28 protein-coding genes are annotated in these 25,206 nt (G+C 40.5%); 6 read left to right on the forward strand and 22 right to left on the reverse strand.

The features are described 5' to 3' along the window. Positions 1-66: 66 nt before the first annotated feature. The 3 genes from PULV_RS09525 to PULV_RS09535 all read left to right on the forward strand — a co-directional run bounded on the left by PULV_RS09525 (position 67) and on the right by PULV_RS09535 (position 2,367). Complete coding sequence (locus PULV_RS09525; protein ID WP_193331569.1) at positions 67-621, forward strand: sigma-70 family RNA polymerase sigma factor; 555 nt, start codon at positions 67-69, stop codon at positions 619-621. A 2-nt stretch (positions 622-623) separates the two neighbouring features. After that, positions 624-1,331: a DUF3379 family protein gene (locus tag PULV_RS09530; RefSeq protein WP_086743826.1), complete on the forward strand. Its 708-nt coding sequence runs from the start codon at positions 624-626 to the stop codon at positions 1,329-1,331. Between the two features lie 178 nt (positions 1,332-1,509). Further along, positions 1,510-2,367, forward strand: a complete 858-nt coding sequence (locus PULV_RS09535) for a Tim44 domain-containing protein (RefSeq protein ID WP_193331570.1) — start codon at positions 1,510-1,512, stop codon at positions 2,365-2,367. A gap of 50 nt (positions 2,368-2,417) precedes the next feature. Here the strand turns inward: PULV_RS09535 and putP are convergent, their stop codons facing one another. Beyond that, positions 2,418-3,905 carry a sodium/proline symporter PutP gene (gene putP / locus PULV_RS09540; RefSeq protein ID WP_086743828.1) on the reverse strand — a complete coding sequence of 496 codons (1,488 nt, stop codon included), beginning with the start codon at positions 3,903-3,905 and terminating at the stop codon, positions 2,418-2,420. 279 nt (positions 3,906-4,184) lie between these two features. On the opposite strand from putP, the gene PULV_RS09545 reads away from it, so the two are divergent. After that, complete coding sequence (locus PULV_RS09545) at positions 4,185-5,405, forward strand: EAL and HDOD domain-containing protein (protein ID WP_193331571.1); 1,221 nt, start codon at positions 4,185-4,187, stop codon at positions 5,403-5,405. A 51-nt stretch (positions 5,406-5,456) separates the two neighbouring features. Here the strand turns inward: PULV_RS09545 and PULV_RS09550 are convergent, their stop codons facing one another. The 10 genes from PULV_RS09550 to ccmA are packed head-to-tail and all read right to left on the reverse strand — an operon-like array spanning position 5,457 to position 13,255. Beyond that, positions 5,457-6,188, reverse strand: coding sequence for an MlaA family lipoprotein (locus tag PULV_RS09550; protein ID WP_193331572.1), 732 nt, complete (start codon positions 6,186-6,188; stop codon positions 5,457-5,459). A 7-nt stretch (positions 6,189-6,195) separates the two neighbouring features. After that, complete coding sequence (ccmI, locus tag PULV_RS09555; protein WP_193331573.1) at positions 6,196-7,467, reverse strand: c-type cytochrome biogenesis protein CcmI; 1,272 nt, start codon at positions 7,465-7,467, stop codon at positions 6,196-6,198. Beyond that, positions 7,464-7,928: a cytochrome c-type biogenesis protein gene (locus PULV_RS09560; RefSeq protein ID WP_193331574.1), complete on the reverse strand. Its 465-nt coding sequence runs from the start codon at positions 7,926-7,928 to the stop codon at positions 7,464-7,466. The genes ccmI and PULV_RS09560 overlap by 4 nt, the downstream gene beginning before the upstream one ends. After that, positions 7,925-8,497, reverse strand: a complete 573-nt coding sequence (locus PULV_RS09565; protein WP_193331575.1) for a redoxin family protein — start codon at positions 8,495-8,497, stop codon at positions 7,925-7,927. The genes PULV_RS09560 and PULV_RS09565 overlap by 4 nt, the downstream gene beginning before the upstream one ends. Further along, complete coding sequence (locus PULV_RS09570) at positions 8,494-10,464, reverse strand: heme lyase CcmF/NrfE family subunit (RefSeq protein ID WP_193331576.1); 1,971 nt, start codon at positions 10,462-10,464, stop codon at positions 8,494-8,496. Before PULV_RS09570 ends, PULV_RS09565 begins: the two co-directional genes overlap by 4 nt. Positions 10,465-10,470: 6 nt before the next feature. Beyond that, complete coding sequence (gene ccmE / locus PULV_RS09575) at positions 10,471-10,950, reverse strand: cytochrome c maturation protein CcmE (RefSeq protein ID WP_086743835.1); 480 nt, start codon at positions 10,948-10,950, stop codon at positions 10,471-10,473. Then, positions 10,947-11,150 carry a heme exporter protein CcmD gene (gene ccmD / locus PULV_RS09580; RefSeq protein ID WP_086743836.1) on the reverse strand — a complete coding sequence of 68 codons (204 nt, stop codon included), beginning with the start codon at positions 11,148-11,150 and terminating at the stop codon, positions 10,947-10,949. The genes ccmE and ccmD overlap by 4 nt, the downstream gene beginning before the upstream one ends. Beyond that, positions 11,140-11,889, reverse strand: a complete 750-nt coding sequence (locus PULV_RS09585) for a heme ABC transporter permease (RefSeq protein ID WP_086743837.1) — start codon at positions 11,887-11,889, stop codon at positions 11,140-11,142. Before PULV_RS09585 ends, ccmD begins: the two co-directional genes overlap by 11 nt. Positions 11,890-11,891: 2 nt before the next feature. Next, the gene (gene ccmB / locus PULV_RS09590) at positions 11,892-12,578 is read right to left on the reverse strand and encodes a heme exporter protein CcmB (RefSeq protein ID WP_086743838.1); all 687 of its coding nucleotides are present in this window, start codon (positions 12,576-12,578) and stop codon (positions 11,892-11,894) included. Then, positions 12,578-13,255, reverse strand: coding sequence for a cytochrome c biogenesis heme-transporting ATPase CcmA (gene ccmA, locus PULV_RS09595; RefSeq protein WP_319608888.1), 678 nt, complete (start codon positions 13,253-13,255; stop codon positions 12,578-12,580). The genes ccmB and ccmA overlap by 1 nt, the downstream gene beginning before the upstream one ends. 52 nt (positions 13,256-13,307) lie before the next feature. Here ccmA and fliK point away from each other — a divergent pair, with 52 nt between their 5' ends. Together fliK and PULV_RS09605 are read left to right on the forward strand one after the other, a co-directional pair. Continuing rightward, on the forward strand, positions 13,308-15,425 hold the full coding sequence (fliK, locus tag PULV_RS09600; protein ID WP_193331577.1) for a flagellar hook-length control protein FliK: 2,118 nt from the start codon (positions 13,308-13,310) through the stop codon (positions 15,423-15,425). 2 nt (positions 15,426-15,427) lie between these two features. Continuing rightward, the gene (locus PULV_RS09605) at positions 15,428-15,727 is read left to right on the forward strand and encodes an EscU/YscU/HrcU family type III secretion system export apparatus switch protein (protein WP_227009381.1); all 300 of its coding nucleotides are present in this window, start codon (positions 15,428-15,430) and stop codon (positions 15,725-15,727) included. Here PULV_RS09605 and PULV_RS09610 read toward each other — a convergent pair. Genes PULV_RS09610 through PULV_RS09660 form a run of 11 tightly spaced genes read right to left on the reverse strand, consistent with a single transcriptional unit; the run spans position 15,724 to position 25,197 of the window. After that, the gene (locus tag PULV_RS09610; protein WP_086743842.1) at positions 15,724-16,122 is read right to left on the reverse strand and encodes a DUF2802 domain-containing protein; all 399 of its coding nucleotides are present in this window, start codon (positions 16,120-16,122) and stop codon (positions 15,724-15,726) included. The genes PULV_RS09605 and PULV_RS09610 overlap by 4 nt on opposite strands. Before the next feature lie 32 nt (positions 16,123-16,154). Beyond that, positions 16,155-16,646 carry a chemotaxis protein CheW gene (locus tag PULV_RS09615; RefSeq protein ID WP_086743843.1) on the reverse strand — a complete coding sequence of 164 codons (492 nt, stop codon included), beginning with the start codon at positions 16,644-16,646 and terminating at the stop codon, positions 16,155-16,157. Positions 16,647-16,674: 28 nt separating this feature from the next. Then, positions 16,675-17,406 (reverse strand): chemotaxis protein CheW, encoded by a 732-nt coding sequence (locus tag PULV_RS09620; protein WP_086743844.1) that lies wholly within the window; start codon positions 17,404-17,406, stop codon positions 16,675-16,677. 2 nt (positions 17,407-17,408) lie between these two features. Beyond that, positions 17,409-18,188: a ParA family protein gene (locus tag PULV_RS09625; protein WP_086743845.1), complete on the reverse strand. Its 780-nt coding sequence runs from the start codon at positions 18,186-18,188 to the stop codon at positions 17,409-17,411. A 12-nt stretch (positions 18,189-18,200) separates the two neighbouring features. Then, a complete protein-coding gene (locus PULV_RS09630) occupies positions 18,201-19,169 on the reverse strand; it encodes a flagellar motor protein MotB (RefSeq protein ID WP_086743846.1) in 969 nt (322 codons plus the stop codon). 11 nt (positions 19,170-19,180) lie between these two features. After that, on the reverse strand, positions 19,181-19,948 hold the full coding sequence (locus PULV_RS09635) for a flagellar motor protein (RefSeq protein ID WP_086743847.1): 768 nt from the start codon (positions 19,946-19,948) through the stop codon (positions 19,181-19,183). After that, positions 19,941-21,065 (reverse strand): protein-glutamate methylesterase/protein-glutamine glutaminase, encoded by a 1,125-nt coding sequence (locus PULV_RS09640; protein ID WP_086743848.1) that lies wholly within the window; start codon positions 21,063-21,065, stop codon positions 19,941-19,943. The genes PULV_RS09635 and PULV_RS09640 overlap by 8 nt, the downstream gene beginning before the upstream one ends. A 19-nt stretch (positions 21,066-21,084) precedes the next feature. Further along, on the reverse strand, positions 21,085-23,280 hold the full coding sequence (locus PULV_RS09645) for a chemotaxis protein CheA (RefSeq protein WP_193331578.1): 2,196 nt from the start codon (positions 23,278-23,280) through the stop codon (positions 21,085-21,087). 16 nt (positions 23,281-23,296) lie between these two features. Continuing rightward, the gene (locus tag PULV_RS09650) at positions 23,297-24,067 is read right to left on the reverse strand and encodes a protein phosphatase CheZ (RefSeq protein ID WP_086743850.1); all 771 of its coding nucleotides are present in this window, start codon (positions 24,065-24,067) and stop codon (positions 23,297-23,299) included. Between the two features lie 17 nt (positions 24,068-24,084). Beyond that, entirely contained in the window at positions 24,085-24,468 is a 384-nt protein-coding gene (gene cheY / locus PULV_RS09655; protein WP_086743851.1) for a chemotaxis response regulator CheY, read from the reverse strand. A gap of 45 nt (positions 24,469-24,513) precedes the next feature. After that, the gene (locus tag PULV_RS09660; protein ID WP_086744010.1) at positions 24,514-25,197 is read right to left on the reverse strand and encodes an RNA polymerase sigma factor FliA; all 684 of its coding nucleotides are present in this window, start codon (positions 25,195-25,197) and stop codon (positions 24,514-24,516) included. Positions 25,198-25,206 lie beyond the last annotated feature (9 nt).

Consider the following 25,206-nt stretch of genomic DNA (forward strand, 5'->3'; position numbering starts at 1 on the left):
AGCTTGGCTTGCGCCTCGCTTGGTGCAATACTAGGCCTTATCAGAGCAAGAAGAAAAAATTCCCCTATGTTTGGAAAGAAAAATTCCGATCGTCAGGTCTTAATTGATATGGCACACAAACACAAACGATACGAAGCACTTGTGCAGGTTTATCATAAAGAACTATATCGATTTGCTTATTGGTTATGCCAAGATCACAGTGTGGCTGATGATTTGGTGCAAGAAACCTTTTTGCGAGCTTGGAAATCACTGGATGCATTGCTTGATCAACAAGCAGCAAAGTCTTGGTTACTCACCATTTTAAGACGAGAGAATGCACGTCGCTTCGAGCGAAAGCAATTCGATTATTCAGATGTAGACCAAGATCACCTGATGGATGAGCAGAGTTTCAGTCTTGAGCAAAATATGGAACAAACAATGATCCAGCGTCAAATTATGGCTCTGCCAGAAGATTATCGAGAGCCTCTTTTATTGCAAATTGTAATGGGATGCTCTGGGGATGAAATTGCGACCATATTAGATTTGAACAAAAATACTGTTATGACGCGCCTGTTTAGAGCACGAAACCAGCTCAAAGACGCGCTATCAACTTCAACACACCACCATAGAGGGGTTCAGTAACAATGGATGAATTAGAATTTCGCCGCCGCCTTTATGCACAGCCAAGCGAAGTCAGCGATGAACTGCACGAATTTGCAAATAATGACGCTGAACGGCAACAGTTTTTAAATGATATTCAACAACTTGATGCCCAGTTGCATGATGCGCTGAGTATTGAAGTGCCCGATAATTTAGCGGATAAAATCCTGCTTAATCAACGGTTAAACGAACACAAACAATATAAGCGTCGTGGACGAGTACATTTAGCGATAGCCGCTTCGGTTGCATTTGCTTTTGGCATAATATTTAACCTTTATAATCCAGCCGCACCGCTTAATTTAGAACAACATGCTTTAGATCATGTCTATCATGAGCTTGCGTCCCTAACGAATACTGATCAACAGTTTCCCATTGAGCAGGTCAATGCAAAGTTAGCTTCATTTGGCGGCCAATTGACGAATGTCCCTGGCGATGTAAGTTATTTAACCTTTTGTAATTTTAAAAGCCAAAAGAGCTTGCACATGGTTCTGAACACGCAAAGCGGTCCGGTGACACTCTTTATTATACCCGCTAATAATCAGCGTGAATCCTCTTCGCAATTCGCTGATCAGCGCTTTAATGGATCGATTTACCAATCCGCTTCTGCAACCATCATTATGTTGGGCGAAAATAATACCCAGTTACAGCCTCTGCAAAATCAAATTAAAGATAATTTAATTTGGCAAATTTAATCCCTGCGTCGTTTATCTACACTGGATAAACGACGCTAAAATTTACATTAAATTTATTAACTTTTTAACCCAATTTAACGTTTAAAAAACAATAAGATAATTCCTCCACTTCTGATTGACTTCACTTTTTGAGTCCCTACAATCCCTCTTGAATTTATTACTTTATATAGGCTCAAACATGAAGAAGTTATGTGTCATCTTTACCCTGTTTGCTGTGTTGTTTACTGCATCATTTGATGTAGATGCACGCAAAAAATTTGGCTCTAAGTCAAAAGGCAAAACTCAACAGACATCGCAGCAAAAACAACAAGCAGATCAACCGAATAACTCAACTCAAGCTCCAACCACTGCAGCTAAAAGCTCAAATAAAAAAGGCATTATGGGTGGAATTCTGGGTGGATTACTAATGGGTGGCTTAATTGCTGCCATGTTAGGCGGTGACTTTGAAGGTTTACAAATTATGGACATGTTAATGATGGCATTGATTGCCTTCATTATTTTCAAAGTCATTAAAGCAGTAATGGCTAAAAATGCCGTTAATGGAACTGCCACAGCAGGAGGGCCGCCAATTACGCCGACTGAAACGGCTCAATATCGTCAAAGTCCAGCTTCGTCATCAAGCAATGGATTTAGCGCAACTCAAAATGAAGTCCCTTTTAATCTCCCTGCTAACTTCGATCTAAACGGGTTTTTACAAGGCGCACGTGATCATTACCATACGCTACAAAAAGCGTGGAATGAAAATGACTTATCGACCATTGAAGAATACGTGAGTCCTGCACTCTTTACTGAATTAAAAGCAGAACGTGCAGAAGTCGTTGATGTGGCAACTGAAGTGATGTTTATTGACGCAGAATTGGCTCGTGCAGATAGCTCGCCAATCCAGTGGGAGATCAGCGTTCGCTTTAAAGGTAAGTACCGAGATTTAGCTGACAAGCAAGAAGAAGCTATCAATGAAATATGGCACTTAGAGCGCGATATGCGCCAAGCTAACGCACCTTGGTTGATTGTCGGTATCGAAGATCAAGCCTCTTAGTAGAAAACAAAAAAGCCTGCACGATGCAGGCTTTTTGTTAGATATGATTGTTACTGATGATGAGTCAGCATCGCATCAAATTGTTCTTCAACCACAGGATCGTTAATCGTGGTCAGTTTACTCACCGCCACTATCGCAATTGTCGATAAGATAAATCCAGGCACAATCTCGTACATCCATGCACTCAATGTTTGTCCATCAACAGTCAATGGCGCATAGATCCAAATTAAAACTGTTGAAGCTCCAACTAACATTCCTGCTAAAGCGCCCCACGCGGTCATTTTACGCCAATACAAGCTTAAAATAACCAAAGGACCAAATGCAGCACCAAAGCCCGCCCATGCATTGCTAACAAGGCTTAAAATAGAACTATTACGATCATACGCCAAAGCAATCGCCACTAAAGCTACAATCACAACCGAAATACGTCCAACGGTGACTTGCTCTTTATCCGAAGCATTTGCATTTAAAAATATTTTATAAAAATCTTCGGTTAGTGAGCTTGATGTCACGAGCAACTGCGATGAAATTGTACTCATAATAGCGGCGAGAATTGCAGCAAGCAGGAAGCCTGCGATCAATGGATGGAATAATAATTGTGATAACACAATAAAGATGGTTTCAGGATCATCTAATGTCATCCCCGTTTTTGCTACATAAGCAATCCCAACAAAACCAGTCCCTACAGCACCAATGATCGAGACTGTCATCCAACCCATGCCGATATTTCTCGCTGTTGGAATATCTTTCACTGAGCGAATCGCCATAAAACGCACAATAATATGAGGCTGACCAAAATACCCTAACCCCCAAGCCATCGCGGATACAATCCCTACCAACGTAGTACCACTGACAATGTTTAATAAATCAGGATTAATCGCTTGGACGCTATTGACGATTTCAGTTGTGCCACCGACTTCAGAAATAGCCACAATAGGCACTAATATCAAGGCTACAAACATAATACAGCCTTGCACAAAGTCAGTCAGACTCACAGCTAAAAAACCACCAAACAAGGTATAAATGACCACTACGCCGGCTGTCACATACAAGCCAATCTCATAACTAAGCCCAAACGAAGACTCAAAAAGCTTTCCGCCTGCCACCACGCCTGATGAAGTATAAAGAGTGAAGAAAACAATAATAACTAAAGATGAAACCAAGCGCAGCATATGTGAGCGGTCAGCAAAACGATTTTCAAAAAAATCAGGCAAAGTGATTGAATCATTGGCAACCTCAGTAAAGGTTCGTAAACGTGGTGCAACAACTAAATAATTCAATAACGCACCAATCACTAAACCTACAGCAATCCAAGTACTACTTAAGCCACTAATGTACATAGCGCCTGGCAACCCCATTAGCATCCAACCACTCATATCAGATGCACCTGCCGACAGTGCTGTCACACTTGGGCTCAGGCCCCTGCCACCGAGCATATAACCAGAAACATCACTGGTAGACTTGCGGTACGCATAAAAACCGATACCTAACATCACGATAAAATATATCGCTAAAGAAATGAATGTGCCTATCGCCACTCTAACCCCCTAAATGTTGTTATTGTTATTCCACTTACACTCAATTCGAACTCGACTAAAATATAAGGTGAAAATATCACCATGATTTCAGACAAAAAAGGTACGCAGATTGAATCACAGACACTAATATAACATGAGAGGCAAAAAAATGACTGAAAGTGAACAATAACCCCCCAAAAGAATGAGATTGTATAAAATAGTTAATGAAAAATGCCTGCGCATATTTTATATTACCTATTCTAAATAAGAATAAATCAATAGGAAAAAGGTCCAAAGCTTATGTATTTTTATGCAGCTAGACAGCCGATACTCGACAACGAAAAAAATTTATATGCGTATGAATTACTATTTCGAGATGGTCTAGACAACGTTTTTCCGGATGTTGATGGTCATGAAGCAACCACAAAACTGATTGCCGGCAGTCAGTTTGAATTTGGTTTAGAAGACATGACAGCGAATAAGCCCGCTTTTATTAACTTCACCCTTGAAACACTGCTCAAAGGGTATGCCACTATGTGTGATCCTGAGCAGGTTGTAGTCGAAATCCTCGAAACAGTTCAACCCGGAAAACGCTTATTAGCGATCGTCAAAGACTTAAAAGAAAAAGGCTATACCATCGCCTTAGATGACTACATCCATAATCCAGTATGGCGTCATTTTTATCCCTATGTCGATATTATCAAAATTGATTTCCAAGTTCTGAGTGCAGACGAGATTAAAAAAATCCAATCCGACACCAAGGAGTTTCCTCACATCCAATTTTTAGCAGAAAAAGTCGAAACTCATGAGCAATTTGAAACAGCGCAAACATTAGGTTTCAGCTACTTCCAAGGCTATTTTTTCTCTAAACCAGAGGTGATTCAAAGTAAATCGTTAGCGCCATCGGAAATGACTCTTGCTGAACTGCTCTATGAAACATCCAGTGCAGAAATCAACCTTAAGAAAATCACTGAAGTCTTTGAGCGTGATGTTAATTTGTCATACAAACTGCTGCGCTATACAAACTCAGCAGCATTTAAACGCCGTGCAGAAATCAGCACTATCAAACAGGCGTTAGTTGTTCTGGGCGCTGAAGAATTGAAAAAGTTTTTATCTGTCTTATTTGCTGCGCAAGTTTCATCCAATAAGCCAATTGAATTAATGAGCCTATCATTAACCCGTGCTCGGTTTGCTGAGTTAATCGCACAAAGTCATGGGCAAATGAAAGATACCGCGATGGCATTTTTAGCCGGTATGTTATCTCTTATTGACGCGATTTTAGATGAAACAATGGAAAACGCTCTCGCAAAGCTCCCCCTCTCTAACGAAATTAAAGATGCCTTACTGAAAGATGAAGGCGTGTTGGCAGAATATCTTCAGCTTGTGAAGCACTACGAGAAAGCAAATTGGGAATCAGCCAATACGATCATTGAACAGCTGAAGCTTAACCCAAAAGAAGTGCCTGATGCATACCATGACGCGGTACAGTGGGCAAATACACAGCTAGCCGCAATTTCTTAATTAAAAGATTTTAACCATAAAAAAAGCCGATGAATGTCATCGGCTTTTTTATTATAAGTTTTCTAAGAAATCTTCTTCATAGGTCTCCGGCTCTTTTTCAAGGGGCGGGTTACCATCATGTAACTCAAACAATTGACGCTGAAAATAAATATCTTTCATGAAAATATAGGGGTCAAGTGACTCATTAAGCAATGATTCTTGAGCAAATAAAGAAGCACGTGCTTCAAGTGCTTTTAACGCAAACACTAATAGGCTTTGTGGTGTCGTTAATGCTACCTGAGGCACAATAAAGTTATCAACAATATCACCGGTGAAATTACGGGCTGTACTTGGGCCCATAGCAGGTAACATCAGATACGCACCATCTCCAACTCCCCAAACCCCAAGAGTTTGGCCAAAATCCTCTTCTTCTAGCTCTAAGCCTATCTCTGAAGCAACATCAAAAATCCCCAGCACACCAACTGTAGAGTTAATGAGGAAACGTGCCACACTCACTCCTGCATTGCTGGGTTTGCCTTGTAATGCAGCATTTACCCCATCGACTGGCGTCTGTAGATTTTCAATAAAATTGACGATCCCATTTCGAACTGGCTGAGGCGTAATTGTACTGTATCCCACTGCAGCAGGTCGAAGCACATACGCATCAAGCACGTCCATGTTAAAATCATAAACAGGGCGGTTGAGTGCTTGGAGTGGATCGCGCTCATCTTGTTTTTCTTCTGGCACCTGAGCACAGCCCACCAGAGCAAACCAAATGAATAACAATACTGCAGTTTTATACATGCTGTCCCTATTGAATAAGCTGATTAATCATCAACGAAAGTTCCGTTTCGGCGTTTAAGTCAACCACGGTACTTTGACCTTGCAACTCACCAACCTGCACATCAACTTTGTCATCTTTTGAAATACGAGCAGTAACAATGACTTGATCAAACTGCTCCATCGTTAACGATGGCATCATGGCATTTTCTTTCGAAAGCAACACAGTTGTTGGCAAGTCAACATAGGTTAATTTAACAACGGCCAACGGCATTTGTGGCCCTTGAGCTGCTTTTGCAAAAACAAACAAAGTAGCTCCTTCAGGAACATTATTAACCAAATCGTCAGATAAGCTAAGTTTGACCGTTAATTGCCTCGGCTGTAAAGCCATAGTTTGTGAGTTTTTGTTAATACTGTCTTCAACGTTTACATTCAAACGCTGATTTAACTCATCAATTCGTTGCTTAATCATTACATAACGTGGATCAGCTTTTTCCATACTGCTTAATAACAACTCAAAGGCCGCTTTAGCTTCCAGCCAATCTTTTCTTTCGTAAGCAATAAGCGCCAAAAGTGAAATTGCATCCATGTTGGTTGGATTTTTTTGCAGAATTTTTGATAACTTTTTCGCCGCTTTGTTAATTGATTGCTCTGAGCCATCAACCAACAACGCTTGGCTATATGCTAGCATGACATTGACGTTGTCAGGATTGATCTTCAGTGATTTTTCAAAAGCCTGAGTTGCCATGCTCAAATCATTCAAAGACATAGCAACACGCCCAAGTAACATCCAAGCCACTTGATCATCGCCATTAGTTGACAGTTTAGTTCTCAGTCCTAAAGCAAATTGTTGCAACTCGTTTGGCGTAAGTGGATCGCCCGTTTGCATTACCGCTCGCTGACCAAGCTCAGGGAGCTTTTCAACCGCTTCTAACCAGCTTAGCTGTTGTTTATGACTTCCACTAATCCCATAAAAAATAATAGAAAAGCTCAGCATGAATAACACGCCAACACTTGCTAAAACGACATTATTCCCTTTGAGGTTAAATTGCTTTTCTGGCGCAAGCTCATTTAACAAACGCTTTTTAAGTTCAACAATGGCTTGCTGGTAGCCTTCATCAGATAAACGGCTATCTTGCTGCTCTTGGGCCAGTTCAGTTAGGCGTTGATGGTAGATATCAATGCGCTCTGCGTTGGTACCAGGATCCACCGACACTAACGTATCTTTGCGCATAAATGGCAACACAACAAAAACACAACCAAGCAAAATTAACATCCCAGCGTATAAGTAGAACTCGGTCATGATTGCTCTCCCTTACGCTGATATTTATTAATAAGTTCGTTTAATGTGCTCTCATCTTGCTCAGACCACTGTTGCGCTTGCGATGCCTTCTTTTGACGCGCAATAACGGCGCCAAAACCAAATAAAACAAACAATACAGGTAACACCCACAACACTAAGGTTGAGGCTGTAACAGGCGGTTTATAGTGCACAAAATAACCATAGCGATCGATCATAAATTCGATGATCTCATCTTTCCCCTTACCCTCTTCAACTAAAGTAAGGACTTTGTCACGTAAGTCTTTTGCTACGATTGCATCGGAATCAGCAATGTTTTGATTTTGGCATTTAGGACAGCGCAACTCATGCGTTAGCTCTGCAAAAATGTTCTTTTGTTCAGCTGTCGCGAACTGATATTGATCTTCACTGGCATAAACAAACGAAGTAACGAGTAAAGAAATTAAAACAAATGAATACTTCATGGGGATAACTCTGCAATAACCGGAGCAAATTTTGCTCGCCAAACTCGACTATTAATGTCACCGGTGTGGTGTAATAAAATAGTGCCTTTGCTATCAACTAAGAAAGTTTCTGGTGCGCCAGAAACGCCGAGATCTAGCAGCACCGTGCGATTTAGGTCGAGCATATTAAACGCATATGGATTACCAGCTCGCGCAAGCATCTCTGATACCTCAATTTGCAGGTCAGGCAAGCTAAATTGGTCACCAAAGTCTGCATCGTAGCCTTGCTCGAAATATAAGCCGACAATTTTAATACCTTGTTTACGTAGTTCTGTTAAGTAACCCAGTTCAGCAACACAAGTTGGGCACCATGTTCCCCATACATTTAACAGGTAAACGTCGCCCAATAAATCGGTATTACGCCACTGTTTGTCAGGCTGCATCAAATCTGGCAAGGCAAACTCAGGCATTGTTTGACCAATCCTCCCACTTTGTAAGACTCTCGGATCGGAAAACAACCCTTTAAACAAGAAGATACTCAGCAATAAAAAAATGGCCAACGGAGTTAAAAACAGTAACTTACGATTCATGCCATCACTCCTTTGTTACCTGTTGTTTGAGGGGCTTGACGACGACGGTAACGTTTATCGAATAAAATCAAGAAACCGCCTAATGCAATGATAATTCCACCCAGCCACATCCAACGCACAAATGGCTTATGGTAAATACGTAACGACCAGGCTCCATTATCGAACTGCTCACCCAATGCAAGGTACAAATCACGCGTAAAGCCATCATCAATTGCGGCTTCCGTCATAAATTGTTTGCCGATGGTGTATAAGCGCTTTTCAGCGTAAAGCTCGACAACAAATTGATTTTCTTTGAGTACAGTGACAATTCCGGCATGACCAGTAAAGTTTTTGCCTTCTATCGATTTCACACCATCAAAGCGATAATCATATTCGTTAAGGCTTGCAATATCACCTGGATTCATTTTTACAGAGCGATCAACAGAATAAGCCGATGTTAATGCCACGCCTGCAATCACAAAAGCGAAACCAATATGACCCAAAATCATCGCCCAGTAACTTAAGCCTAACTTTTTCAATCCTCGCGAAATCGATGAGGACTCGCTTACTTTCTGGCCAATATCAATGATTGAAGTAACCGCAATCCAAACTGCAAACATCACAGCCACTAAGGTCATCACCTTCACTTCTTCATAACTCGAGAACAACCAAGCTGAAGATACGATCACACTAATTAACCACGACAGAGCATATTTATTAAAAACCAACTTAATTTTATTTTGCTTCCAACGCAGCATCGGCCCAAGCGCCAATAAACAGGCAAAAGGCACGAGCAAAATTGAAAACATTTGGTTAAAGAAAGGCGTACCAATCGAAATTGAACCTAATCCTAATTCTTTGTGTACCAGCGGCAACAAAGTACCCAGTAGGACAATTAACGTGGCAACGACTAAAAAGATATTATTTAACCACAATGCCACTTCTCGAGAAAACAGCTGATATCGACCTTCGCTTTTCACCTCAGCCACACGCAATGCGTACAACAACAAGCTGCCCCCGACGACCACGAGTAAGAAAGCGAGAATAAAGCTGCCTCGAGCTGGATCAGTCGCAAACGCATGCACTGAGACGATAATGCCTGAACGAACAATAAATGTGCCGAGTAAACTTAATGAAAATGCAGCAATAGCTAATAAAACAGTCCACGATTTAAACACACCACGTTTTTCTGTCGCGGATAAGGAATGGATAAGCGCAGTTGCAACCAACCATGGCATTAATGATGCGTTTTCAACCGGATCCCAGAACCACCAGCCACCCCAGCCTAATTCAGCATATGCCCACCAGCTACCAATGGTAATCCCTAGCGTTAAAAATGCCCAAGCTGCCATCGTCCATGGACGAGACCACTTAGCCCATGTGTTATCGAGTTTGCCAGTTAATAAAGCTGCAATAGCGAATGAAAAAGACACCGACAACCCCACATACCCCATGTAGAGTAACGGAGGGTGAATAATCATACCCGGATCTTGTAACAGCGGGTTAAGATCGCGTCCTTCAACAGGGAAGTAAGGCAGTAATGACTCAAATGGACTTGAGAGTAAAAGTGTGTACGACATAAAACCCACACCCAAAAATCCGAGCACACCCAGAACACGCGCACGTAAGAGCCAAGGTAAAGATTTAGATAGCATTGCCACCAAAACAGTCCAAAAGGCTTGTATTAATACCCAGACAAGCATCGCACCTTCATGATTGCCCCAGGTTGACGTTATTTTATAATACCAAGGCAACACAGAGCTTGAGTTGTTTGCCACATAGGCAACGGTAAAGTCATCATGAAGACTGGTATAAACCAGAGCTAAATAAGAGAGAAGTACAAAAACAAATTGACCCATTGCTAATGCAGGTGCAGCCCGCATTAAGCGTAAATTACCAGTGTGTGCGCCCCATAAAGGATAAATGCATAATAAGATGCATAGCGCCATCGCAATAGTAAGCGATAAAAAGCCTAACTCTGGGATCATGACTAACTAATACCCCTTTGGTATGTTGTAAACAGGTTTCTCATGCTTAATGCCTTTAACAGCCTCAGCCACTTCAGCAGGCATGTATTCTTCATCATGCTTAGCAAGTACTTCAAACGCTTCAATCGTATCTGGAGCAGTTAAATGCCCTTGAGCAACAATCCCTTGCCCTTCACGAAATAAATCAGGCAGAATACCTTGATAACGAACGGTCACTAAAGGGCCTGTATCGATAAGCTTAAACTCAACAAAGAGTGAGTCTTCATCTCGTACAACACTGCCTGGCACAACCATGCCGCCAATTCTGAGCTTCTGTCCAACATAAGGTTTTTGCTTGTCAGGACCTTTACCTTCGATTAATTCACTCGGGGTATAAAATAAATTGATATTTTCTTGAAGAGCAAATAAAACTAGCGCAACCGATGTTCCGATCCCAAAAATGATTGCAACAATTGCCATCAATCGTTTTTTTCTACGAGGATTCATGCTTTATCCTCCTGCTGAGCGCGCTTAATTCGGACTTCTCGCTCCAGCTGAGCTTTGATGTTGTTCAGTGTTTGCTTATGACCAAGTATACTCGACACGACTATCCCTGCTAAAAGTAAAAAGCAACTTCCATAAGACAGCCAAACAAAAAAGCCATAACCGCCCATCGCAATAAACTCTGAAAAAGAACTAAACTGCATTGTGATCTCCACTGACTAGCGCTTTCACCCAGGGGCGGTGCTTTTCACGCAACAAAATTTCATTTTTTAATCGAATTAACGTAACCGTACCAACCAAAGTAGCAAAAGCCGCAATGTTAACCATCAAAGGCCAAAACATGGACTTATCTATGGCCGATGAATCAAATTTAGTAATCGTCGCTCCTTGATGAAGGGTATTCCACCACTCAACAGAAAAATGAATGATAGGTAAGTTTACCACTCCCACAATCGCTAAAATACTCGCAGCGCGTCCTGCTGAGGCTTTATCTTCGAACGCGTGATAAAGGGAAATAACTCCTAAATAAAGAAATAATAAAATGAGCTCCGAGGTTAATCGCGCATCCCACACCCACCAAGCGCCCCACATAGGTTTACCCCAAGCAGCCCCTGTAATTAAAGCTATGGCGGTAACGACAGCTCCAACAGGTGCAATAGCGATAACAGCGAGTTCTGCATTTCGAATTTGCCACACTAATGCAATGAATGCCGCGATGGCCATCGATGAATACGCTCCCATCGACAAAATAGCAGATGGCACATGGATAAAAATAATCCGATAACTATCTTTTTGCTGATAATCGGCAGGAGCAAAAGCAAGTCCCCACACCCATCCAACAACCAACAAAATCACCGTAATCACGGCAAAATAGGGTAAAAACAAATTGCATAAGCGATAAGCTGTTTCAGCTTTCGCATAGGGATGTAACCACTTCCACATAATTAACTTACACTCACTTTCAATGCTGATGAAACGGCAATAGGCGCAAGGATGATCGCTGACGCTAACATCGCACCTAAAATTGCTAACTGACCATGATACGCAAGAGACATCGATCCGGTATCAATCGCTGAGGTAGCAAATATTAAAACGGGTATATATAGGGGCAGAACTAATAGACTTAACAAAATCCCCCCTTTTTGCAAACCAACAGTTAATCCTGCGCCAATCGCACCGATTAAGCTCAATAATGGCGTGCCAATTAATAACGTAATGATAGTTGCTTGCCATGCCTCACTTTCTAGATTTAACAACAAGGCAAACAAAGGAGAAAACAATACTAGTGGTAATCCCGTAGTCGTCCAATGCGCAGTTACTTTGGCAATAACGACCAAAGGCATCGGATATTGACTGACCATTAACTGCTCAAGAGAGCCATCGTTATAATCATCACGAAACAATTTATCTAAACTCAACATAGTCGCAAGTAATGCAGCGACCCAAATAATACCAGGCGCCATGCGAGACAATAATGCCGGTTCAGGCCCCACCCCCAAAGGGAATAGGCTGATAACAATGGTAAAAAATAGTAATGGGTTAATAATTTCTGAGCGCTGGCGAAACGCTAAACGAATGTCTTTGGTATAGACAGCCAAAAATACGCTGCGGTAGGAATATTCTCGACGCATTAGAATCGATACTCCAAAGTCACCGTTTTTAAATTTTGAAACTGCTCAGTCAAATCTTGATGACTCGTGAGCAAAATACTGCCGCCTCTTGCTAATTGCTTAAAAAATTGCTGCTGTAATAACGTCACACCTTTTTTGTCAACCGCAGTAAATGGCTCATCAAGCATCCAAAGTTTCGCATCTGACACCCAGAGCCTCGCAAGAGCAACACGACGCTGTTGACCTGCCGACAACATGCGCACAGGCACATCCTCAAGGCCGACTAAGCCGAGCTGTGCTAGTAAATTATAATAATCTATTGAGTGGGGATAACCATGGGTTTGCTGCCAAAATTGAATATTTTCAATGGCGGAAAGTTGTGTATTTACACCGGTTTTGTGACCGATGAATAAAAGTTCGCCTAAGAAGTCATCTTCATTTTTTGCTACATCTTCGCCAAACCACAAGCGACGACCTTGTTCTGGTCGTGTAAAACCAGCAACAATACGCAGTAATGATGTTTTACCAGCCCCGTTCGGGCCTTCTAATTGCATGATCTCTCCTGATTTTAACTCAAAAGAAAGATTTTCAAACAAGCAACGCTCTTGTTTGATGCAAGTTATTGATTCGACATTTAACAAAAAGTAACTTTCTCTATACCCCAAAGAGGCCAGTAGTCTATCATAATGATATTGCAAAGCGTAAGTTAGCTTTATCTCAGAAATGCTTAAATATTGATTTAAAACATAAATGCAAAATATTAGTGAAATTTTCCTAACAAACACGCAACAGCTAAAACTTTCAGCTGATCAGCCTAACTCGACCCAACAACTGGCTCCTAATCAAAGTTACCCTATCAAAAATGCACGTAGTGATGGCCTGATACTTAAAGCCGAAATCCAGATAAATGGGGCTTGGCAGGCGGTTTCGTTACCTTTAAGCGCAGAACAAAAACAAAGTAAATTCTTGATCCAAGCCGGTACACTTACATTTAATTCTGAACATATAGTTACCTTAAAAGAGCAGCTATCCGTTGCAATTAAACTGCAACCAAATGAATTATTAAGTTTACTTAAACTCTTTACTCCAGCAACAAATACCCAATTATCAACTAACTCTACGTTACTCCCAGTCAAGGTAAACACATCCCTCAACGAGCTATTTTTTCCAACCTTAAAAGCTGCTTTACCGACGAATAGTTCAATTGCCACGATGCTAGCAAAAGCAGATAGCTTAGTGGCTCACATGGATTTTAAACATGGTCAAATCAGGGCCAATATCAGCGCGCCACCTCAACAAGCCATCATTCATTCTCAAGCATTTTCAGCTGAAAAATTATTAAACTTTCTCAGTAAAGGACTATCAACCGCAGAGATGAGGATACCGACCACCCAGCATCTTGAGCTTAAAGTGGCCAGCAATAAAGTTTATTTTCCTATGATTCAATCAAACAAAATTGAGCCGACATGGCAATCAATTAGTCATATCTCTAAAAATAAGAATGAGTTACATATCTCGGCCGAAAAAGCACCAATCTCACTGAGCATATCGCTTGCAACAAAATCACCAACAAGCTCTGATGGCTTTGATACTCCACTGACAAAGTTTGCAAACGAACAGACCAAAGAAACAAACAAATCAACGACCTTGCCGCTGGCAAATCAGACAGAAAAAACGACCACCCCAATCCTGACAACGTTATGGCATAAACTAAGTCGCTCTGTTCAACCGGCTACAGCGTCACCACTTAAGGCTCAATTACCACAGAGCCTACCCATCACTTCAGCTCAACCATCCCAACACCATGATATGAATGAAGTGAAAACGGGTCAAACTCCCGCAAAGGCAGTAAACAGTCAATTTTTCGCCCCTTATCAGCCAATGCAAAAAACATCATCATTTACTTCGGATAAAATCACTAACGCCAACGATATCTCGTCTGTAAAAGTGCATGTTCAAACAACCAATGAACTGCACAATGCAGTGAACTCTCAAAAAGCGAGCGATGTAAATCCACTCGCTAATAATCAAAAACCGCAAGATAAATTGGATTTAAACCAACTGGGCAAGGTCATTCATCGTTTATCGGAACAAGGCCTCCCCGAGGCGAAAGAGTTAAATAAACTGATTCATCAAGCTTTTTCTAAGCTAATTTCTGCAGACACCATTTCGCCCACTAAGGTTCGCACTGAAGTAACGCAGATTTTACAACCGAAAAAAATTCCAGCTGCATTCGCTCCTACTACGTTTTCAAATGCGATTAGCCAACTTTCAACTGAGCTACTGACTCTTGAACTTGCTCAGCAACATAATCAGCAACTCACTATAAATAATAAGCTTGAAGGGATATTACAGCTTTTATTTCCTAAAAATAAATTCGACCTAAATGCGCTACTTTCCCAGTCCACTTCTTCGCCTTTACTACAGGACTTGGGGCAAATCCAATCTGCTTTACAAGTAAATCAGGCCCAAATTACCTCTTCGCCCGATCTGCCGTCTATTTTTCAATTTTTGCTGCCGATGAAATTAGCGCCAGAAGCACACCAAACAGAAATTAAAATTGGCCACTACGAGAAAAAAAATAAAACCCAGGCATCAGGCAAAAAAGTGTGGTTTGTTCGTTTAAACTTTGATTTAGGTGAGCTAGGTAAATTACAAACTCATGCCCAAATAATGGATAAATCAGTGAGCTTTGATATTGTTGCGTCATCAGCTCAATTAACCGCAAAAACAGAGCCACATATACATAGTTTAAAAAAGCGGTTAAATGAGCATGGTTTACATATCGAGCATGTCACTCTCAAACATGCTGAAGAATCCAACATGGCATTTTTTGATCAGCATAGCATTATTAATATTAAGGTATGATTATGAAGCAACCAGACTCTGCAATTGGATTGCTCTACGATGGCCGTTCAGCCCCCAGTGTCACGGTAAAAGGCTTTGGTGAGTTAGCGCAAGAAATTATAGCGTTAGCAAAAGAAAAAGACATACTCATTCATCAAGACGAAAATCTGACTAAAACCTTGCAACACTTAGAGCTTGGAGAGGAAATTCCAAAGGAACTCTATATAGTTATTGCTGAGCTTATTGCATTATCTTATGTCATCCAAGGGAAATTCCCTCCGGGATGGAAAGGACTTAGCAATAAGCTCAACATCAAAGCTTAACTTTTTTGTTGATGAAGTGATATTAGCAGTTCAGCTTCAGCGCGAGGTAATTCACATTCTTTAATGATTTCATCAAGATCTGCACCAAGCTCCACCATTTTTACTGCACGAGAATACATTTTAGAGTCTGGATCAACAAACTTTAGCTCTTGTTGATTCTGAAGCAACTCTTTGGTTGTTGCTTCTAATGCAAGCATTCGCTTCCCAATACTTAGTAGCCCACCTCGTACTTCTTCAATTTCACTGCGAAGAATGACATTTTGTTGGCAAAGCGAATCTATTTCTTTTTGTTTACTGTCATCCCGTCCTTTTTGTAATGTACGAGTGCGTAAAATAAAACCTATTGCAAAAAACACTATTGCTAAGTTAAGCAATAAAAGTACTTCAAATATCATAATATAACGTGCTGCTCAGCAATAGATAGTAACTAGAAGTTACTAAGTTCGTCCCACTCTTCATCATTTAAAAGTTTATTTAAATCAACAAGAATTAATAACTCGCCGTCTCTGTTTGAGACACCCTGGATAAACTTAGCGCTTTCTTCGGTGCCGATATTTGGCGTGCTATCAATTTCTGAGCTTCTCAAATAAACAACTTCCGCAACACTATCGACCAATATACCAATAACCTGCTTATCCGCTTCGATAATCACAATTCTGGAGTTGTCAGTGACATCATTACCGACTAAACCAAAACGAGCACGAGTATCAATAACTGTAACAACGTTACCACGTAAATTAATAATACCTAAAACATACGCTGGAGCTCCTGGTACCGGTGCTATTTCGGTGTAACGCAGCACTTCTTGAACTTGCATTACATTTATACCATAGGTCTCATCTTCAAGATGAAAAGTAACCCACTGCAATACCTCATCATTATCAACTGCATTGGTTGATAAAATTCGTTCTTGACTCATTTGTATGCTCCTATAGCAAAGCCTAGAGTTAATCTTGGCTATCTAAACCTTTTTCAAGTAATTCAATTAATGATGTTACATCAACTAAAGCGCACATTTTTTCTTTAATCAAACCAGCTAACCAAGGGCGCTTTCCTGAATGTTCACGCCATTTCACATCATCATTTTTTAACGTTATGTTATTGACTAAATTTTCAGCTAACAACCCCCAATGGCTGTCACCTAACATAATAAGATATTGATAGTTTAGTGCTTCTTTTAAGGTTTTGTCATATTTTTCTGGCATTACCCATTTAGCTGTATCAATAACGCTTAACTTTTCCTCTCGGTGCAGCATCACACCCTTAAACCAGTCAGGCTTACCAAAAATACTATTAATTTCACCTAATTGGTGAATACCACCTAACGATTTTAAAGGTACTGCTAACGTTAAGCCTGCCACATTAAAAAATAATGCCTGAAATTCACCATTGCGGTAATCATCTTGATAACTTTTAACTGGCGGGACAGCCGAGTCATTACTTATTTGTGCTTCTAACTGTTTATTATCGTCAATAACTTGATTTACTGAAGATAAAACTTCGATGGTTTCTAATTTTTTCTGTTCTGATTCTTCTTTTTCGGTTATCAACGGAACTTGTTGTAAGAGTTTCGCTACAGGATCTAAATTAGCCGAATTTAAGTTAGGATCATCTTCATTTAACAACGCAGTTAAATATTGCTTCATTACTTTTTCATTCGCAAATAACTGTTTGCTCATGATTAATTACTATCCTTTAAATTGACTAAATATTTTAACAACGCCTCATAAGCATATACACCACGAGCCTTAGGGCAAAATATACTAGGTACTTTCATCGCTAAACTAGCATCTCTGAACTTGGTATCCACAGGAATGACTCCAGGCCAAACCGCCTCCCCATAACTCGCTCTTAGGCTTTTATAAGCCTCCAGAGACGCTTTTGTTCGCTTATCATACATTGTAGGCACTATCGTATATTTATAGCTTTTAGACTGAGAGCTTTGCATCAACTCCATTGTCCGCATCATACGATCTAAACCTTTTAGCGCCAGAAATTCTGTTTGAACGGGCACTAAAATGCGCTCACTTGCCGCCAATGCATTGACCATTAGCACACCCAAAACCGGTGGACAATCCAAAATCGCATAGTCGTACTCGTTATCTAACTTAGCAAGCGCTTTCTTTAATAGCAGGCCCATTCCATTTTTATTGCCCATGCTGCGGTCTAAGGTGGCTATCGCCATTGTCGCAGGCAATATGTCTAGATTCTCCATTGAAGAAGGGCATAATGATTGGAGGATCTCTTCTTTTTTCATGTTTTTACCACGAGCAAAGATATCATAAACGCTAATTTCTAATTCTTCAGAATCAATACCAAAGTAATAAGTTAAGGAAGCATGAGGATCGGTATCAATCAATAAGACCTTTTTGCCTTGAGAAGCAAGAATACCACCGAGCGACACTGTCGTGGTGGTTTTGCCTACGCCCCCTTTTTGATTTGCAACAGTCCAAATTTTCAAGATAATTCCTTACTACTGTTTTTCTTCTTCTCGGGTAGTAATACGAATCCCTCCATTAGGCAATTCTATTACTTTTATTTGGTTATTGTTCTGAGCATCAGCACTACTATCTTCAATTATAACCGTTTTTTGAGTATTTTCTTGATTAGTATTCTGAGATTCTGAAGCAATGGGTAAAGCATACTTAGATAAGGCTATAACAACTTTTCTATTTTCAGCTCGTCCTTCTGGTGTATCGTTTGATGCAAAAGGTGCATACTCACCATAACCTTCTATAGCCATTTGTGCTGGGTTCACCCCTAATGATTCCAGCTCAAGCAACATCTGAGTTGCCCTTGCTACGGATAACTGCCAATTAGATTTGAAAAGCTCATTATTAATTGGAAGGTTATCTGTAAACCCTCTAATTCTGATGTAGTTGTCGACATTTTCAATAATGCTATAGACATCCGAAACAACTTTTTTTGCTTCGTTTGTAGAAACAGCACTACCACTACCAAATAGTAAGCCTGAGCTAAGCTCTATCGTAAGCCAATCATCATCGAGCTCAAGCTTTGCCTCTCCAGCTTCGATATGATCAAATAAAGCGGCTTGAAGGTTTTGATTAAGTGACTCGAGTGGACTTCCTAATCTTTTTTGTTGAAGATTCACTAAATCCCCAAACCCATCTAGCAGTTCTGGACCTCTGTCTTCGTTGGTGATCGAGTTTCCAAATAAATTAAATTCAGTTTCAAGTGAGTTTTCGATTAATAATCCTTCACCTTTAACACCTGAGCCTTGTTCTGACGACTTTAAAGCAGACTTAATGAACACATGCTCGAGAGAGTTAGATAAAATCTCAAATTCGTTTTCTTTCGTTATAGCCATTGAATACAGGACAACAAAAAGTGCAAACATTAAGGTCATATAGTCTGCATATGAGACAAGCCACCTTTCAGTATGATTATTTTCAGAAGAACTCAACTTTCTGTATCGTCGCATAAATAAACGGCCTAACTTTGGCCTGCAATATAGTGTCGCTCGACCTTAAACGCAGATAGTTTTAATTCGATACTATGTGGGCTATCACCCTGTAAAATAGCAAGCATACCTTCGGTTAATAATTCGTGGTAAAGCATTTGTTGCTCAACGATAAACCGTAATTTATTCGCGACAGGTATAAAAAATAAATTAGCAAAACCAACACCATAAATTGTTGCTATAAAAGCAGTTGCAATCCCAGCACCTAAAAGCTCTGGCTGCTTAATAAAAGTCATTGCTTGAATCAAACCTAAAACGGCACCTAAAATGCCGATTGTGGGGCTGTAACCACCCATAGCTTCATAAATTTTCGCTGACTTAAATAAGCTTTCTCTTCGAAAAATAAGCTCCGTTTCCATCGCTTCGCGAAATTGATTTACTTCGACCCCATCAATAAGCATATTTAAACCCTTACTGATAAAATACTCATTACTATCAAGCGCTTCTTTTTCGAGAGATAAGAAACCATCCTGCCTTGCCTTGTGTGACCACTGAGTAATTTTAGCGACGCCTTCATCTATGCGTAACTTTGGCGGAAAAAACACCCATTTAAACATTCGTAAGCCACAAAAAAATTCCGATTTTGGCGACTGAAGCATCACAGCCCCCAATGTTCCACCTAATACAATCAGCAATGCAGGAAGGTTTATTAGGCTAGAAACAAGACCACCTTCGATTTTATAACCGATACCGATCGCCGCTAAAGCAACTAAAACACCTAAAATAGACAGTCTATCCACAACCTACTTCTCTTGAAATCCTCATAGCTACATCACCTAAAGCAATGCTTGCTTCAGCCAAGCCTGCATTTGCTACAGCTTGTGGCATACCGTAGACGACACAAGACTTTTCATCTTGAGCCCAAATTTTCGAACCGGCTTGCTTAAGCATACGAGCCCCCTCTCTGCCATCAGCTCCCATTCCCGTTAATACGACGGCTAATACACCATCACCATAGCTTTTCGCTGCGCTTGCAAATGTAATATCAACACTAGGTTTATAGGTAACACGCGGGCTATCGTCTTCAAAAACTTTTAACTTTTGTCCGCTCCCTCTCCCTTCAACAAGCATCTGCTTACCTCCAGGGGCAAGATATGCAACTCCTGGACGCAACATATCGCCATTTTCGGCTTCTTTAACTTGTATTTTACACAAGCTATTAAGCCGTGATGCAAAAGCAGGTGTAAATGCTGCAGGCATATGCTGAATCAACAAAATAGGATGAGGGAAATTAGCAGGTAGTTGCGTTAATATATTTTGTAAGGCAACAGGCCCACCAGTTGATGTCCCAATTGCAACAAGTTGATACTTCTTACCTGAAGCTCTAAAATCAGCCTCTGGCGCTTTTGGCTCAAATTGCCTTGTACTAAAGGATCTATCTGGTTGTGTAACTGTTGAGCTTCTGATTGGCGCTGAAGCTGTTGGGGTCGCAGGCCGAGGGCGATTGAAACGACTAATTCTACGGCGGCCTATTTCTTTTACTTTTTGCTGCAACAAACGGGTTGCTTCTTCTTTATCCCGCGCAATATCTTCGAATTTTTTTGGTAAAAAATCCAATGCCCCGGCTTCTAGTGCATCTAATGTTGCAGATGCACCTGCATGCGTTAGCGAAGAAAACATCAGAATAGGAGTCGGATTTGACTCCATTATTTTTTTAACCGCGCTAATGCCATCAAGTACAGGCATTTCAATGTCCATAGTAATGACATCAGGCTTTAGCGCAGCCGTTTGAGCAATAGCTTCTTTTCCATTATTAGCAGTTCCAATCACTTCCATTTCTGGATCTTGATTGATTATTTCACTCACTCTACGACGAAAAAAACTAGAATCGTCGACAACTAAAACTTTAACTGCCATTTAAGATTCTCACCATTAATTATTTTGTCTTACCGGCATAGTATTTAAGCATACTCGGTACATCAAGAATAAGCGCAATCCCGCCATCAGACGTAATTGTTGCCCCTGCCATGCCCGGAGTACCTTGCAACAAAGCATCTAAAGGTTTAATAACAACCTCTTCTTGACCAATTAAGGAGTCGACAACAAAACCTACTTGCTGAGTGCCTAATTGAACAATAACTACATGCCCTTGAGAGCGTTTTTGGTCATTTGACTGATAGTTTCTGATTAACCATTTTTCTAAGTAAAACAGTGGTATTGCTTTTTCACGAACAATGATGGTTAATTGACCATCAACTAAGTTAGTTCTAGTCAAATCTAAATGGAATATTTCACTGACGCCAGCAAGAGGCAAAGCAAACGTCTGTTTCCCAACCATTACCATCAAGGTCGGTAAAATTGCCAAAGTTAGTGGAACTTTAATTTCTAAAGTTGTCCCTACACCTTTTTGTGATTCAATATTTATTGAACCATTTAATTGGGTAATTTTAGTTTTTACAACATCCATACCCACACCTCGTCCTGAGATGTCAGATATTTCTTCTTTTGTAGAAAAACCAGGTGCAAAGATTAAGTTGTAAGCCTCTGTATCTGATAAGCGAGCGGCAACATCAGCATCAATAACACCTTTACCGATAGCTATACTTTTAAGCTTTTCAGGATCCATACCTGCGCCATCATCTTCTATTTTGAGCAAGATGTGGTCACCTTCTTGCGAAGCTGAAAGTGTTACAGTTCCTGTTCTTACTTTACCTGAAGCCTCACGGTCATCAGGCATTTCAATACCATGATCAACTGAATTCCTAACTAAGTGAACCAATGGATCAGCTAACGCTTCTACTAAATTCTTATCTAAATCCGTTTCTTCACCAACGAGTAGTAAGTTAATTTCTTTTTTCAAACTTCGAGCTAAATCACGTACAACACGAGGAAAGCGACCAAACACTTTCTTAATTGGTTGCATACGTGTTTTCATCACTGCACCTTGCAAGTCAGCAGTAACCACATCTAAATTCGAAATAGCCTTACTCATACTTTCACTACTGACAGTAGTGCCTAAACTGACCAAGCGGTTTCGCACTAATACTAGCTCGCCAACCATATTCATTATTTGGTCAAGTCGCTTAGTATCTACACGAACAGTGGTTTCAGCTTGAGGTGCTGCAGGCTTTTGTGCCGGTGCTTTAGCTGGAGCAACTGCCGGTTTTTCAGCAGCCTTTGCAACAGGTGCGGGCTTAGCGACAGGTGTCGGTTTGGCTGCCGCTACTTTGGGTTCAGCTGGTTTTTCAACTTTAGGTGGCGTTACAGCTGCTGGTTTTGAGACAGCTTTTGGCGCACCAGAACCATGAAGCTCATCGAGTAACGACTCAAACTCATCTTCTGTAATTTCTTCATCTGAGCCTGAAGCACTCACATCCACATTTGATGCTGGTTTTGGTGGTGCACTTGAGGTACTTACAGATCCAAAAGACCCCGATCCATGTAATTCATCAAGTAAGTTTTCAAACTCATCATCAGTGATATCATCATTATCTGAGCTTCCTGATTCTGTGGCTTGCTTAACAGCAGGCCCTTGTCCCGAGCCATGTAGCTCATCAAGTAAACTTTCAAATTCATCTTCTGTAATATCATCGATAGATTCCGAACTTGGGGAGCTCTCGACGGAGGCGACAGGATCTTCGCCAAAAAAAATGTCATCAAATTCATCTTGAGCTGGTTCAGAATCATTAACAGGCTCATGCTCTTCAGTAGCAGCCTCAACTTCAACCACTTCATCTTCAGATTCAGGCTTACTTAACTTATGTAGTATATCGAGTAACTCAGGTGAAGCGGCTTCAGGTTGCTCTCTGTTTTGAATCTTTGCAAACATTTCATTAATGGTATCAAGAGCTTGCAGTATTACATCCATTAACTCTGCAGTAACTCTGCGCTTACCTTGACGGAGAACATCGAAAATATTTTCAGCCCCATGACACGCATCTACCAATTCCGTCATTGCTAGAAAACCGGCCCCACCTTTAACAGTATGGAATCCTCTAAAAATAGCATTTAATAAATCTGCATCTTCTGGATTATTTTCTAATTCAACTAATTGCTCGGACAATAATTCGAGAATTTCACCTGCCTCGACCAAAAAATCCTGCAATATATCTTCATCAACTTCAAAGCTCATGCAGCTGCTCTCCCATTTAGAAGCCTAAGCTCGATAATAAGTCATCAACTTCATCTTGACCTGAAACCACATCATCGCGCTCAGCAGCATCAATAATCGGCCCTTCAGCAACCTGATCAAGTTCTGTAGAACTCACTTCGGCTACAATCGTATTTTTTTCTTTTACTTCTTTTGACGCTTCAACTGGAGAACCAAAGACAGTTAACATGTAGATTAAGCTGTCTTCTACTTCTCTAACTAATTCGATAACTCTTCGAATTACTTGCCCTGTAAGATCTTGATAATCTTGAGCCATTAATACTTGAGTCATTAAGCTATGAAGCTGTTGTGTATCTTTTTGTGTGCCTTGAATAAAATCATCAAGCTCACGGCATAAGGTTTTAAACTCACCTAACTTTAAGTTTCGTGACATTAACCTATCCCATGAAGGTTTTAAGTTATTAATCTCGTCATTTAACTTATCGGCAAGAGGCAAGCTTGCTTCAATTGCATCCATTGTTTTATTTGCGGCTTGCTCTGTCATTTCCATGACATAATTTAGCCTTTGTTTTGCATCAGGTAATGACTCTTGAGTTAAAGCAGAAAGCTTGTCATCTAATTCAAAGTTTTTAAGTGAATCATGAAGCTGGCGTGTTAATTTACCAACTTCAGCAAATAACTCAGACTGTTCATCTGAGCTAATTTGTAACAACAACTCATTTGCTTGTTCTTGTTCGCCATTTTCCAAAAGCTCAACGAGCTGCTTAGCTTGATCAAGTGTTATTTGTGGTAGTGCGCTGGCCGACATGAAGCTCTCCTTCTTGTTTAACCTAGACGCTCAAACACTTTATCCAATTTAGTCTTCAGCGTTGCGGCAGTAAACGGTTTAACTATGTAGCCGTTAACACCCGCCTGAGCTGCAGCAATGATTTGTTCTTTTTTCGCCTCGGCCGTCACCATTAACACAGGTAAATGCTTAAGGTTGTCATCCGCTCGAATAGCTCTGAGCAAATCAATACCTTGCATACCTGGCATGTTCCAGTCAGTCACGACAAAATCAAATTCTTGATTTTGTAACATCGGTAGTGCGGTGCTACCATCATCTGCTTCTTGAACATTAGTAAAACCTAAGTCCCTAAGCAGATTTTTAATGATTCTTCTCATAGTTGAAAAGTCATCTACCACAAGAATTTTCATGTTTTTATCCAAAACATCCTCCGGTGAGGTTTAAACCCAAATTACAGTACTTCTAATTCAAATCCAGTCACTGACTTTTGCTTTTAGCTTTATCATTGCCTGGCCATGTATTTGGCTAACTCTTGATTCACTTACATCAAGAATTGCACCTATTTCTTTTAAATTCATTTCATCATTGTAGTAAAGAGATAAAACCAGTGCATCACGTTCAGGTAAAGTTTTAATTGCTTGTAATAAAGAAGCATTAAACCGCTCTGTCTGTGTATGAACATAGGGTGTGTCACTAGAGTTTAAATGTTCTTCGTTATGGAGCACATCTTCATCAACCCCTAGATCTTCAATCCCTAAAATCCTACCGCTATTTACATCGTTAAGAATATCATGGTATTCATTGAGCGTAATATCAAGTTTTTCAGCAACTTCTATATCTTTTACTTCTCGCCCTAATAAAGATTCTAATTCTGCGGTTGCTTGAGCAACCATTCTGGCATTTTTATGGACTGATCGAGGAACCCAGTCGCCCTTTCTAATTTCATCCAACATGGCACCACGAATACGGATACCCGCATACGTTTCAAAACTCGCGCCTTTTGAGCCATCAAAGTTTTTTGCAGCTTCAATAAGACCAATCATTCCTGATTGCACTAAATCATCCAGTTGAACGTTTGCAGGCAAACGTGCCAGTAAATGGTAAGCTATGCGTTTAACTAGCGTGACATGTCGTTCGATCATGTTCGCCATTTGATCTGC

This window comes from Pseudoalteromonas ulvae UL12, assembly GCF_014925405.1.
Classification (GTDB): Bacteria; Pseudomonadota; Gammaproteobacteria; order Enterobacterales; family Alteromonadaceae; genus Pseudoalteromonas; species Pseudoalteromonas ulvae.